Here is a 14,195-nt window from a genome sequence, read left to right on the forward strand (position 1 = left end):
ACCGCTCGATAGCAAGGTGCTGGAGGATCCGTGGACCTGTCCCTGTCGACTCGCAATGTTTCCGGGCCTGGTGGCGACCGTACGGTCGTCGAGGTCGGTGGCGAGATTGATGTGTATACCGCGCCCAAGCTGCGCGAGCAGTTGGTCGAGTTGGTGAATGACGGCAGCTACCACCTGGTTGTCGACATGGAAGGTGTCGACTTCCTCGACTCCACCGGCCTCGGCGTGCTCGTGGGCGGCTTGAAGCGTGTCCGGGCCCATGAGGGCTCGTTGCGCCTGGTCTGCAACCAGGAGCGCATTCTCAAGATCTTCCGGATCACAGGTCTGACCAAGGTGTTCCCGATTCACACCACGGTCGACGAGGCTGTCGCCGCCACCGACTGAGGTCGGCTTCGGCCGGCCTCCGAGCCGGTCGTGGGGCAGTGAACAGGCCGACAGCGGCAGCATCTGGGCCGTGACGGGCGGACGGTCGGCCTTCTGGGCCGGCTGTCGGCTTTGTCGGCTTCCGGAGGAGGAGAGCAGAGGTACCGGGCCGCCGGCCCGGGGCCTCTGAGGTACGCCCGAACGTTCGAGGGGGATGGCATGGCCACCGTTGAACTCCGCTTCAGCGCTCAGCCTGAACATGTCAGGACGGCCCGCCTGGTGGCGGCCGCCGTGGCGCGCCGGGCCGGCGTGGACGAGGCGGTGCTCGACGAGGTCAGGCTCGCCGTCGGCGAGGCGTGCAGCCGCGCTGTGGGGCTGCACCGCAGCCACGGCATCACCGAGCCCGTCAGCGTGGCGCTGACCGAGGAGGAGAAGGCGTTCTCCATCGAGGTCGGTGACCGCGTTCCCGATCCCGCGAGCGCCCCCGCCACGCCCGGAGCGCCCAGCGGCGCGTCCCGGACGGGGCCGGACGAACCCGATCACGGGGATGACGGCGGCGAGGACGAGATGGGCCTCGCGGTCATCAGTGGTCTCGTCGACGATGTCGAGGTCCGCTCCGGTGCGGACGGCGGAGTGATCCGGATGAGCTGGCCGACCGCCCTGGCCGCGGTGCGCCGCTGAGGCGCAGCCCCGTACGGGTGATCTCGGCACCCAGGCGTCGGGCTCGGCGATCAGTGACCAAGGTCGATGACCAGGGCAGTGATCAGAGTCAGCGATCAGGGCCGGTGATCATGGTCGATGAGCCCGTCGTCCCAGTGATGCGTGGAGCCGTGAAGCGTCCGGCGTCAGCCGCACGGTCTGCTGCCGTGCGCCCCCGTGCCTGCTCCTACGTGCGCGCGTGTGCGTGTGCCTGGTGCCTGTGACTGTCTCTACAGCCCGTTTCTGTGCCCGTGCCTGTGCTCGTCTCTGTGTCCGCGTGCTGTGCGCCCGGACGTCCGCTCGGCCGCCGTGCGGCCCGGATCGCGGATGAGGTTTGCTTTTTGTGGGCCCTGTTGAGCAGGGCCTTTCTCTGTGGGATATCGGCTGGCGGTCTTCGCGTAATACGCCTGCCCCATTACTGCATTCGAGGAAATCCCGTCGCCGATCTTTCGGCGTTGGGGGGAGTGCGGTCATTTCTCTTCCCGACCACTGTTTTGATCAGGTTCCGCTCCCTACAATCCGTCCACGTCTTGAGCGCTGAGCGTCAAGGAGGACGTATGGCGGAGTTCCTCACCATCCCGATGGCCACCCCCATGGCCGAACCGACGCAAGAATCCGCACTTTTCGACCGGCCCGCCTCCCTCGCGGCGGCGGTTCTCACCGACGACAACCGGCTGATCGTGATCGTCGTGGCGGTCGTCGCCGTCGCCGCGCTCATCGTGGCCCGGCTGCTGGCGCGCCAGGTCCTGGCGGCGGGCGAAGGCACCGAGCGTATGAAGGAGATCGCGGCGGCGGTCCAGGAAGGCGCCAACGCCTATCTGGCCCGGCAGCTGCGCACGGTCGGCGTTTTCTCCGTCATCGTGTTCTTCCTGTTGCTGATTTTGCCGGCCGACAACTGGTCGCAGCGCGCGGGGCGTTCGCTCTTCTTCCTGGTGGGTGCGCTTTTCTCGGCGGCGACCGGATACATCGGCATGCGGCTCGCCGTACGGAGCAATGTCCGGGTGGCAGCCGCCGCCCGTGAAGCGACTCCGGCAGAGGGCGAACCGGAAAAGGATCTCACCACCGTCTCGCACCGGGCGATGAAAATCGCCTTCCGTACCGGTGGGGTGGTCGGAATGATCACGGTGGGACTCGGGCTGCTCGGAGCCTCCTGTGTGGTGCTCGTCTACGCCGCCGACGCGCCCAAGGTGCTGGAGGGATTCGGCCTCGGCGCGGCGCTGATCGCCATGTTCATGAGGGTCGGCGGCGGGATCTTCACGAAGGCCGCCGACGTGGGCGCCGACCTCGTCGGCAAGGTGGAGCAGGGCATCCCCGAGGACGACCCGCGCAACGCCGCCACCATCGCCGACAACGTGGGCGACAACGTCGGTGACTGCGCGGGCATGGCCGCCGACCTCTTCGAGTCGTACGCCGTGACGCTCGTCGCCGCGCTCATCCTCGGTACGGCCGCCTTCGGCGACCTGGGACTGGCCTTCCCCCTGATGGTCCCGGCGATCGGCGTCGTCACCGCGATGATCGGGATCTTCGCGGTCGCCCCCCGGCGCGCCGACCGCAGTGGGATGACCGCGATCAACCGGGGCTTCTTCATCTCCGCCGTGGTCTCGCTCACCCTGGTGGCCGTGGCCTCCTTCGTCTACCTGCCGTCCTCGTACGCCGAACTGCCCGGGGTCACCGACGAGGCGATCACCGGGCACGGCGGCGACCCGCGGGTCTTCGCCCTGGTCGCGGTGGCCATCGGCATCGTTCTGGCCGCGCTGATCCAGCAGCTCACCGGCTACTTCACCGAGACCCGCCGCCGCCCCGTCCAGGACATCGGGAAGTCCTCGCTGACCGGCCCGGCCACCGTGGTGCTGGCCGGCATCTCCATCGGGCTGGAGTCCGCCGTCTACACCGCGCTGCTGATCGGTCTGGGCGTCTACGGGGCGTTCCTGCTGGGCGGTACGTCGATCATGCTGGCGCTTTTCGCGGTGGCGCTCGCCGGGACCGGCCTGCTCACCACCGTGGGGGTCATCGTGGCGATGGACACCTTCGGGCCGGTCTCCGACAACGCCCAGGGCATCGCCGAGATGTCCGGGGACGTGACCGGAGCCGGGGCCCAGGTGCTCACCGACCTGGACGCAGTGGGCAACACGACCAAGGCCATCACCAAGGGCATCGCCATCGCCACCGCCGTCCTGGCGGCCGCCGCCCTCTTCGGGTCCTACCGCGACGCCATCGCCACGGCCGTCGCCGACGTGGGGGCCGGGGCGGGGGAGCTGGGGCTGAGCCTGGACATCTCCCAGCCCAACAACCTCGTCGGTCTGATCCTCGGCGCGGCGGTCGTCTTCCTCTTCTCCGGGCTCGCCATCAACGCGGTCTCCCGGTCCGCCGGCGCCGTCGTCCACGAGGTGCGGCGGCAGTTCCGCGAGCACCCCGGGATCATGGACTACACGGAGAAGCCGGAGTACGGCCGCGTCGTCGACATCTGCACCAAGGACGCCCTGCGCGAGCTCGCCACGCCCGGCCTGCTCGCGGTCCTGGCGCCGATCGCGGTCGGGTTCTCCCTGGGCGTCGGCGCGCTCGGCTCGTACCTCGCGGGAGCCATCGCCACCGGCACCCTGATGGCGGTCTTCCTGGCCAACTCCGGCGGCGCCTGGGACAACGCCAAGAAGCTCGTCGAGGACGGGCATTACGGCGGCAAGGGCAGCGACGCCCATGCCGCGACCGTCATCGGCGACACGGTCGGCGATCCGTTCAAGGACACGGCGGGCCCGGCGATCAACCCGCTCCTGAAAGTGATGAACCTGGTCGCGCTGCTCATCGCTCCGGCGGTGGTCCAGTTCAGTTACGGAGCGGACGCGAACCCCTGGGTACGGGCGGCGGTGGCCGTCTTCGCCGTCGCGGTCATCGTCGGCTCGGTCTACGTGTCCAAACGGCGCGGCATCGCCGTGGGCGACGATGACGGCGGGTCCTCGGGCGGCGGAGGTCCCTCGGCCCCGGCCCGGGATCCCGCGGCGGCCTCATGAGCGGTACGGGCGGCACAGGAGCCTGCGGGGGCGTCGGGCAGGCCGGGCGGCCACTGTTCGTGTGACAGTCGGTCAATGTGCGGGCGGGCGGTGCCTACTGAGGCACCGTCCGCTACGCCGGGGGCCGCCGGCCCGCCCGATCCCTTTCTTTCGTGCGTCCGTCCGTGCCCTGGTGCGTCGCTGTGCCCCGGGCTGCTCGGGCGGGCGGCCGTGCGTCTGACGGATTCCTCGACCAAGTGGCGTCTCCCTCATTTCCCTTGGTGCAAATGGCTTCAAAAGGGGGTGCATCGGATGCCCGGCACCCGGATGGGGGCCTCTCGGCGTGTAAGTTCCGGGCCGAGAGCCTTGGAAGGGACCCATCCGGTGAACAAGAAGCTTGCAGCCGCACTGTCCGGCGGTGCGGTACTCGTACTGACGCTGTCGGGCTGCAGCGACGACAGCGACGACAAGGTCAACGACTGGGCCAAGAAGGTCTGCGACCAGGTCCAGCCCCAGCTCCAGAAGATCGCTGACGCCAACGCCTCCATCCAGCAGCAGACCGCTGACAACAGCAAGCCCGCCGATGTCCAGAAGACCGACTCGGCCGCCTTCCAGCAGATCTCCCAGGCGTACAAGTCGCTGGGTGAGGCCGTGGACTCGGCCGGCCCGCCGCCGGTCGACGACGGCGAGACCACGCAGAAGGAGGCCGTGCGGGAGCTCAACGCCTCCTCCAAGGCGTACGCCGACCTGAAGAACGACGTCGACGACCTCGACACCAAGGACCAGGCGAAGTTCGCGGACGGCCTGAAGGGCATCGCCGACGAGCTGAACAAGATCAGCACCAGCGGTGACCAGGCGCTGAAGAAGTTGCAGTCCGGTGATGTCGGCGCCGCGATGTCGAAGCAGAAGGGCTGCCAGAAGCCCACGGCTTCGACCGGGCCCGCGAGCCCCTCGGGATCCGGTGCGCCGGACGCGGGTGCGGACGCGAGTCCCTCGGCGTCGGCCTCGCAGGAGAAGAAGGCGTAACCGCGGGCAGGTCATCGGGGCCCGGCTCCGCTGGAGCCCCGGACCGGGAGACCTCTGTCTGAGGCCCCGGAGGCCGGGTGCGCGCACTCGACGGCAGCGGTCCGGACACTCGGCGAGCGTCCGGACCGCTGCCGTTGTCAGTGGGACCGGACACAATGGGCGGGTGAGTACGACCAGCCTTCCCGCGCCCGACCACACCGCCGACCTCCGCGAGGCCCTGCTCGCCGCGGCCTTCACCGCCGACGGGCTCCTCGACCGGCTCGGTGCGCCCGCCTATGCCGCGCTGGCCCGCAGCGAGACGGTCCCCGCCCTGCGCGCCACCCGGGGGGCGTCGCCGCTCGACACGCTCGTGCGGCTGTTCCTCCTCCAGCGACCCGTCCCCCAGGAGCAGGCCCGCGCCGCCCTGCCGCTGGAGGAGTGCGTCCAGGACGGCTGGGTCACGGTGGCGGACGGCCGGGCCCGCGCCACCGTCGACGTACGGCCGTACGGCGGGCCGGACGGCGAGGACTGGTTCATCGTGTCCGACCTCGGGTGCGCGGTCGGCGGTGCGGGCGGGATCGGCTCGCACGAGGAGGGTGTCGTCCTCGGCGTCGGCGGGGCCTCCACCACCCTCGCCGGCATCACCGTCCGTACGCCGGTCTCCTCGGCCCTCGACCTCGGCACGGGCTCCGGCATCCAGGCGCTGCACGCCGCCCAGCACGCGACCCGCGTCACCGCGACGGACCTCAACCCCCGTGCCCTGGAGTTCACCCGGCTCACCCTCGCCCTGTCCGGCGCGGCCCCCGCCGACCTTCGCGAGGGCTCCCTCTTCGAGCCAGTGGGCGCACAGACGTTCGACCTGATCGTCTCCAACCCGCCCTTCGTCATCTCCCCCGGAGCCCGCCTCACCTACCGGGACGGCGGCATGGGCGGCGACGACCTGTGCCGCACCCTGGTGCGGCAGTCGGGCGACCATCTGAACGACGGGGGATACGCCCAGTTCCTCGCCAACTGGCAGCACGTGGAGGGCGAGGAGTGGCAGGACCGGCTGCGCTCCTGGGTGCCGTACGGGTGCGATGCCTGGATCGTGCAGCGCGAGGCCCAGGACGTCACGCAGTACGCGGAGCTGTGGCTGCGCGACAGCGGCGACCACCGCGGCGACCCCGACGCGTACGCCGCGCGGTACGAGGCGTGGCTCGACGAGTTCGAGGCGCGCGGGACCACCTCGGTCGGCTTCGGCTGGATCGCGCTGCGCAAGTCCGCCGCGGCGGCCGCGGGGAACCCGTCGATCGTCGTCGAGGAGTGGCCGCACGCCGTGCAGCAGCCCCTGGGCCGGGCCGTCGAGGAGCACTTCGCCCGTCAGGACTACCTCCGCGACCAGGACGACGCCGCGCTGCTCGCCGGGCACTTCACCCTGGCTGCCGAGGTCGTCCAGGAGCAGGTCGGCCTGCCGGGGGCCGAGGACCCCGAGCACGTGGTGCTGCGTCAGCACCGCGGCATGATGCGGGCGACCAAGGTCGACGCCGTGGGCGCCGGGTTCGCCGGGGTGTGCGACGGGTCGTTGCCCGCCGGGCGGATCCTGGACGCCATCGCCCAGTTGATGTCCGAGGACCCGGTGCTCCTGCGCGACCGCACCCCGCAGGCGATCCGGCTGCTGGTCGAGGAGGGCTTCCTGGAGCCGGTGCCGGGGACAGCGCCGGGGCCGGACCTCGGGTAGCGCACGGACGGGCGTGCGTTCGGCCTCCGCTCCGGCCGGCCTCCGCGCGCCGTCCTTATCTCCCCATGCCTGCTGATCAGTGCCTTCACCCTCACCGCCGCCCCGCACCGGGCCCCCGCCCCGGATTCCGGTAACGGCTCCGCGAGGGTGCGGGGGTGCACGGGGCGACGCCCCTCCCGATCCGCACGCTGCCCGGCGTGTCCTGTTCACCCGGGGTTCGCGTCGGCGATGCCCCGGGGTGGCAGCCTCCCCGTACCGGGCCTGCGAGGACCGGCACGCCGAGCACCGAACAGGGCCGGAGCGGAGCAGGCCGGTTCCGGGCACGGAGCAGGGCCGAGCGGGGAACGGGGTCGAGGGGTACGACATGGAGAGCGTCGCAGCAGTCTTCGCCGGTACGGCCTTCGCACTGTTCGGAGCCGCCCTCCTCGTCTGGACAGGGGCGCGCGCCCTGCACCGCGCGCCCGTGCTGCACGGTGTGAGCCCCATCGCCTCCACCGCACTCACGACACTTTTCGGCGTAGTTTTCCTCGCCCTCGGCGTCTGGTGCTTCACCTTCGTCTGATCCCCGCCCCCGCCGGGGCCGCGCCCGGGTCGAAGGGCTGGTCGGCGGGTGCCGCGACCACCTCCGTAAAGGCACAGGCCGGGCCTGTGCGCGGCGCGGACCCGACGGTCCGGGCGGCAGGAATGGCGGAAGTCGGGTTACCGTTCGAGTGGCCGTTGCGGGCTTTTGCCGTTTGACACGGGGGCGGGTTGTACCGTCACACTCCGCAGCGACAGCACCGCGGGAAGCGTCACGACGCTGCCCGGGATGCCCACTGAGTGTCGACCGGAGAGAAGAGCGAAGTTGTCCCCGACCAGCGAGACCGCACAGGGCGGCCGCCGACTCGTCATCGTCGAGTCGCCTGCCAAGGCGAAGACGATCAAGGGCTATCTCGGCCCCGGATACGTCGTCGAGGCGAGCGTCGGGCACATCCGCGACCTCCCGAACGGCGCGGCCGAGGTCCCGGACGAGTACACCGGCGAGGTACGCCGCCTCGGGGTGGACGTCGAACACGACTTCCAGCCCGTCTACGTCGTCAACGCCGACAAGAAGGCCCAGGTCAGGAAGCTCAAGCAGCTGCTGGCCGAGTCCGACGAACTCTTCCTCGCCACCGATGAGGACCGCGAGGGCGAAGCCATCGCGTGGCACCTCCAGGAAGTCCTCAAGCCCAAGGTCCCCGTCCACCGGATGGTCTTCCACGAGATCACCAAGGACGCGATCCGGGCCGCCGTCGCCAACCCGCGCGAGCTCAACCAGCGCATGGTCGACGCCCAGGAGACCCGCCGCATCCTCGACCGCCTCTACGGCTACGAGGTCTCGCCGGTCCTGTGGAAGAAGGTCATGCCGAAGCTCTCGGCGGGCCGCGTCCAGTCCGTCGCCACCCGCCTCGTCGTCGAGCGGGAGCGCGAGCGCATCGCCTTCCGCTCCGCCGAGTACTGGGACCTGACCGGCACGTTCGCCACCGGCCGCACCGGTGACGCCTCCGACCCCTCGACCCTGACCGCCCGCCTCAGCGCGGTCGACGGCCGCCGGATCGCCCAGGGCCGCGACTTCGGCCCCGATGGGCAGCTCAAGCCCGGCTCCGCCCAGACCCTGCACCTGGACGAGACGAACGCCCGCGCCCTGGCCGCCGCGCTCGCCGACTCCTCCTTCGCGGTCCGGTCCGTCGAGTCGAAGCCGTACCGACGTTCCCCGTACGCCCCCTTCCGTACGACGACCCTCCAGCAGGAGGCGAGCCGCAAGCTGGGCTACGGGGCGAAGGCGACCATGCAGGTGGCGCAGAAGCTGTACGAGAACGGCTTCATCACCTACATGCGTACCGACTCCACGACCCTCTCGGACACCGCGGTCGCCGCGGCCCGGGCCCAGGTCACGCAGTTGTACGGGGCGAACTACCTGCCCGAGAAGCCGCGTACGTACGCCGGGAAGGTCAAGAACGCGCAGGAGGCGCACGAGGCGATCCGCCCCTCCGGCGACCGCTTCCGCACCCCCGCCGAGACCGGCCTCACCGGCGACCAGTTCCGGCTGTACGAGCTGATCTGGAAGCGGACCGTCGCCTCCCAGATGAAGGACGCGGTCGGCAACTCGGTCACCGTCAAGATCGGCGGCCGGGCGAGCGACGGCCGGGACGCCGAGTTCTCCGCCTCCGGCAAGACGATCACCTTCCACGGCTTCATGAAGGCGTACGTCGAAGGCGCCGACGACCCGAACGCCGAGCTGGACGACCGTGAGCGCAGGCTGCCGCAGGTCGCCGAGGGCGACGCGTTGTCCGCCGACGAGATCACGGTCGACGGGCACGCCACCAAGCCGCCGGCCCGCTACACCGAAGCCTCGCTGGTCAAGGAGCTGGAAGAGCGCGAGATCGGCCGCCCGTCGACGTACGCCTCGATCCTCGGGACCATCCTGGACCGCGGTTACGTCTTCAAGAAGGGCACGGCGCTCGTCCCGTCCTTCCTTTCGTTCGCCGTGGTCAACCTGCTGGAGAAGCACTTCGGCCGGCTCGTCGACTACGACTTCACCGCCCGCATGGAGGACGACCTCGACCGCATCTCGCGGGGCGAGGCCCAGTCCGTGCCGTGGCTGAAGCGTTTCTACTTCGGCGCGCAGCCCGGTGACGACACCTCCGACGCCGGTACGGCCTCCGACGCGGGCAACGGCGACGGCGACCACCTCGGCGGCCTGAAGGCCCTGGTCACCGACCTCGGCGCGATCGACGCCCGGGAGATCTCCTCCTTCCCGGTCGGCAATGACATCAAGCTCCGCGTCGGCCGCTACGGCCCGTACATCGAGCGGGGCGAGAAGGACGCCGAGGGCCACCAGCGCGCCGACGTGCCCGAGGACCTTGCGCCCGACGAGCTGACCGTCGAGCTCGCGGAGGAACTGCTCGCCAAGCCCAGCGGCGACTTCGAGCTGGGCGCCGACCCGGTCAGCGGCAACCAGATCATCGCCAAGGACGGGCGTTACGGCCCGTACGTCACCGAGGTGCTGCCCGAGGGGACGCCGAAGACCGGCAAGAACGCGGTGAAGCCGCGGACCGCCTCCCTCTTCAAGTCCATGTCCCTGGACACGGTCACGCTCGCCGACGCCCTCAAGCTGATGTCGCTGCCGCGCGTCGTCGGTGAGGACGCCGAGGGCGTGGAGATCACCGCGCAGAACGGCCGCTACGGCCCGTATCTGAAGAAGGGCGCCGACTCCCGGTCGCTGACCTCCGAGGACCAGCTCTTCGACATCACCCTCGAAGAGGCCCTCGCGATCTACGCCCAGCCCAAGCAGCGCGGCCGGGCCGCGGCCAAGCCGCCGCTGAAGGAGCTGGGCACCGACCCGGTCAGCGGTGCGCCGGTCGTGGTGAAGGACGGCCGCTTCGGCGCGTACGTCACCGATGGCGAGACCAACGCGACGCTGCGGACCGACGACAGCGTCGAGGACATCACCCCGGAGCGCGGCTACGAGCTGCTCGCCGAGAAGCGCGCCAAGGGACCCGCCAAGAAGAAGACGGCGAAGAAGGCCCCGGCGAAGAAGACGACGGCCAAGAAGACGGCCGCCAAGAAGACGACGGCGACCAAGACCACGGCCGCCAAGAAGACCGCGGCGAAGAAGACGACGACGGCCAAGAAGGCGACGGCCACCAAGACGGCCGCCAAGAAGACGACGACGGCGAAGAAGGCCGCCTCGGCTTCCGCGTCCTCGGAGGACTGACCTCTTCTGCGATCGCACCCCGCTGCCCGGCACCTGCTATCAGGCGCCGGGCAGCGGCGCGTCAAGGGCCCGGGAGCGACGCATCGAGCACCCGTCCGTGGAAGCGGCGGCGTCAGGGGTCCTTCCGGAGGCCGGCTGGGAGGACCCCTGGTGGTCCTTCCAGGGGGGGCCGGTCGGAAGGATCCCTGCTGGTCCTTCCGGAGGCCGGTCGGGAGGACTCCTGCTGGTCCCTCCGGAGGCCGGCTGGAAGGGCCCCTGCCGGTCCTCCCGGAAGTCGGCCGGAAATCATCTGCGGCCATATGTTCGGACGGCCCGACAGTCACCGCACCGCTGCCGATAGGCTGGGTGGATGACGCGAGCCGAGCAGCCAACGGTCGTGAGCCCCACCTCCGACACACTTGCCGCAGACTCACGCGAGCGCGCCGTACGAGCCCTGTTGCGTGTTCCCCCGCTGAAGCGGTTGTGGAGCGCCCAGCTCGTCGGCGGTATCGGCGATGCACTCGCCCTTCTCGTGCTGGTGCTGTTGTCGCTGCAAGCAGCGGTCCTTGAGGGCTCATTCGGAGCCGGATACCGCGGGGCGGCCTTCGCCGTCGCCGCCGTGTTCGGCGCCCGGATTCTTTCCACTGTGCTCTTCGGAGCCGTACTCCTGGGGCCGTTGACGTCGCTCACGGCACCCGGCGGGAAACTGGACCGGCGATGGCTGATGATCGGGACGGACGGGCTGCGGCTCGCTCTGCTGATCATCGCTCCGCTGTGGATCGACTGGGCGCCCGACAAGGCGCTCATGATGATCCTCATCACCGTCTTCGTGACCGGTGGGGCCGAGCGCCTGTGGGCGGTGGCCAAGGAGAGCGCCGCCCCGGCGCTGCTGCCTGCCCCGCCCATCGAGGGCGCCGCCGTACGTCCGCTCCCCGACCACCTCGACGCCCTGCGCAGGCTGTCGCTCCGTACGAACTTCCTCGCCGTCCCCGCCGCCGCGGTGGTCCTGCTGGTCGCCACGCTGATCGGCGACCTCCTCGGCACGGGCCTGGAGTGGTTCTCCTTCCACCAGGCGGCCCTGGGTTCGTATGTCGCGGCCGGTCTGTTCTCGGCCTCCATCTCGACCCTGTACTTCCTCGAACTGCCCGACACCCAGACCCCCCGGCCGCGCTCGCCCCTGGAGGGCCTGCGCCGCCCCACCACCGGCAAGGGCCGCGACAAGGGCCGCACCGGCGCCCTCCCGCTGGTCGTCGCCGTCTGCGCCGCCGTCGCCGGAGCGATCGCCGCGGCCGCCGCCGTATCCGTCCTGCACGCCTTCGACCTGGGCGGCGGGCCCGCCACGTTCGCGCTGCTGATCCTCGCGTTGACCGGCGGCACCGCCCTCGGCATCCGTACGGCGCAGAAGGTGCTCCCCGCCCTGTCGCGGCGACGCCTGCTCGCGCTGGCCACCGCCGTCACGGGCGTCGCGCTCCTCGCGCTCGGCCTGGTGCCGGACACCGCCACCGGGCTCGCGATCGCGCTCCTCGCCGGTTACGCCGCCGGGGTCGCCGCGAACATCGGGCACGCGATCATCGACCAGGAGACCGAGGCGGCCCGGCAGGCCCGGACCACCGAGCACCTCCAGGCCCTGGTCCGGGTGTCCGTCGCGCTCGGCGCGGTCGCCGGTCCGCTGCTCGCCGCCGGGATCGGGCAGCACCGCGTGGGCGGCGGCGACTTCGTCTTCGTCCACGGCGGCGCTGCCTACACGCTGATGCTGATCGGCGCGCTGCTGCTGCCGCTCGCCGCGATCGTCGTCGCCAAGGCCGACGACCGGGCGGGTGTGCCGCTCCGCCGCGACCTGCGCGAGGCGCTGCGCGGCGGCGACCCGGCGGTCGCCCCCGCCACGACCGGCTTCTTCCTCGCCCTGGAGGGCGGCGACGGAGCGGGCAAGTCCACCCAGGTCGAGGCGCTCGCCGACTGGATCCGCTCCAAGGGCCACGAGGTCGTCGTGACCCGCGAGCCCGGGGCCACCCCGGTCGGCAAGCGGCTGCGTTCGATCCTGCTGGACGTCTCCTCGGCCGGTCTCTCCAACCGCGCCGAGGCCCTGCTGTACGCCGCCGACCGCGCCGAGCACGTCGACTCCGTGGTCCGCCCGGCGCTGGAGCGGGGCGCGATCGTCATCTCCGACCGCTACATCGACTCGTCCGTCGCCTACCAGGGCGCGGGCCGTGACCTGGCCCCGACCGAGATCGCCCGGATCTCGCGGTGGGCGACGAGTGGCCTCGTACCGCATCTGACGGTGCTGCTGGACGTCGACCCGCAGACCGCGCGGGAACGGTTCACCGAGGCGCCGGACCGGCTGGAGTCGGAGCCGGCGGAGTTCCACGAGCGCGTACGGTCCGGGTTCCTCACCCTGGCCGCCGCCGACCCGACGCGCTATCTGGTGGTGGACGCCGGGCAGGAACCGGAATCGATCACCACCGTCGTACGTCATCGGCTCGACCGGCTCCTTCCGCTCTCCGAGGCCGAGATCCGGGCCATCGAGGAGGCGCGGCGCAAGGCCGAGGAGGAGGCCCGGCGCAAAGCGGAGGAAGAGGCCGCCCGCAAGGCCGAGGAGGAGCGGCTGGAGAAGGAGCGCCAGGAGCAGCTGGCCCGGCTGCGCGCCGAGGAGGAGGAGCGCAAGCAGCGCGAGCTGGAGGAGGCCCGGCAGCGCGAGGCCGAGCGCCAGGCGGAGGAGGCGCGGCAGCGCGCCGAGGAAGCCCGCCGCCGCGCCGAGGAGGACCGCCGCCGGCTGGAGGCCGAGGAGCGGGCCCGCGAGGCCGAGCAGGAACGCCTCCGCAAGCAGGCCGAGGAGGAGGCGCGGCTGCGCAAGGAGGCCGAGGCGCTCCGCCTGGAGAAGCAGCGGAAGGCCGAAGAGGCGCTGGTACGGGCCGAGGAGGCGCGCCGCAGGGCGGAGGCCGAGGCGGCCGCGCGTACGGAGGCGGCTCGGGCGGAGGCTGAGCGGGCGGATGCTTCCCGTGCTGCTCGTGATTCCTGGCCTGAGACGTCCTCGCGGTCGGAGGGGCACGGGCCCACCGTTCCGGAGAACGAGCTCACGGTGCCCACGCCGATCGTGAACCCGAACGAGATCACCCAGCCGGTGCCTGCGGCCCGTCCGGAGGAGGGGCGGGGTTCCGGTTCCGCTTCGGGGTCGGGGTCGGGGGAGGATGAGACGGCGATGCTGCCGCGGTTCACGGACGAGCGGCCGGGCCGGGACGGCCGTGGCCCCCGGGACGGCCGTGGCCCCCGGGACGGCCGTGACGGTCGCGACTCCCGTGACGCTCGTGACCCCCGTGACTCACGTGATCCTCGGGACTCCCGTGATCCTCGGAACTCCCGCGATCCTCGCGATTCCCGTGCCGCCGATGAGACGGCCGTGCTGCCGCCCGTGCGCGGTGATCAGCCCTCCGATCGGGTGCCCAAGGGCTACTTCCGGGACGAGGGCCCGGCCTCACCGCCGGCGGAGAGCGAGAACGAGCGCACCCGGGAGCTGCCGCAGATCGAGGACCCGCAGGCCGGGGGCCGGGCTGAGGAGTCCCGCGCCCGCCGCAAGCGTCCCCGTCCGGACTGGGCCGAGGAGACCCCGTTGGACGACCTGCCGACGCTGGCGGACGAACTGCTCGGCGGGCAGGACGACGACGGGCCCAAGCGCCGGGGGCGCGGCCCGCGCGGCTGACCCGTATCTGTTCTGTTC

Annotated in this window: 8 protein-coding genes; all 8 read left to right on the forward strand. The window is 71.4% G+C overall.

Translation table 11 applies throughout. The features are described from left to right. Positions 1-30: 30 nt before the first annotated feature. Positions 31-384 (forward strand): STAS domain-containing protein, encoded by a 354-nt coding sequence (locus tag ACLJPL_RS06025; protein WP_003967428.1) that lies wholly within the window; start codon positions 31-33, stop codon positions 382-384. 198 nt (positions 385-582) lie between these two features. Further along, entirely contained in the window at positions 583-1,044 is a 462-nt protein-coding gene (locus tag ACLJPL_RS06030) for an ATP-binding protein (protein WP_411079635.1), read from the forward strand. 575 nt (positions 1,045-1,619) lie between these two features. Further along, positions 1,620-4,067, forward strand: coding sequence for a sodium-translocating pyrophosphatase (locus tag ACLJPL_RS06035; RefSeq protein ID WP_411079636.1), 2,448 nt, complete (start codon positions 1,620-1,622; stop codon positions 4,065-4,067). A gap of 363 nt (positions 4,068-4,430) precedes the next feature. Continuing rightward, complete coding sequence (locus ACLJPL_RS06040) at positions 4,431-5,072, forward strand: small secreted protein (protein ID WP_411079637.1); 642 nt, start codon at positions 4,431-4,433, stop codon at positions 5,070-5,072. A gap of 163 nt (positions 5,073-5,235) precedes the next feature. Next, positions 5,236-6,768, forward strand: a complete 1,533-nt coding sequence (locus ACLJPL_RS06045) for a methyltransferase (protein WP_411079638.1) — start codon at positions 5,236-5,238, stop codon at positions 6,766-6,768. A gap of 364 nt (positions 6,769-7,132) precedes the next feature. Beyond that, entirely contained in the window at positions 7,133-7,330 is a 198-nt protein-coding gene (locus ACLJPL_RS06050) for a hypothetical protein (protein WP_411079639.1), read from the forward strand. A 282-nt stretch (positions 7,331-7,612) separates the two neighbouring features. Then, positions 7,613-10,504, forward strand: coding sequence for a type I DNA topoisomerase (gene topA / locus ACLJPL_RS06055; RefSeq protein WP_411079640.1), 2,892 nt, complete (start codon positions 7,613-7,615; stop codon positions 10,502-10,504). 349 nt (positions 10,505-10,853) lie between these two features. After that, positions 10,854-14,177, forward strand: coding sequence for a dTMP kinase (gene tmk / locus ACLJPL_RS06060; RefSeq protein WP_411079641.1), 3,324 nt, complete (start codon positions 10,854-10,856; stop codon positions 14,175-14,177). The last annotated feature ends 18 nt before the right edge of the window (positions 14,178-14,195 follow it).

The organism is Streptomyces sp. cmx-18-6 (assembly GCF_046548915.1).
Taxonomy (GTDB): Bacteria; Actinomycetota; Actinomycetes; order Streptomycetales; family Streptomycetaceae; genus Streptomyces.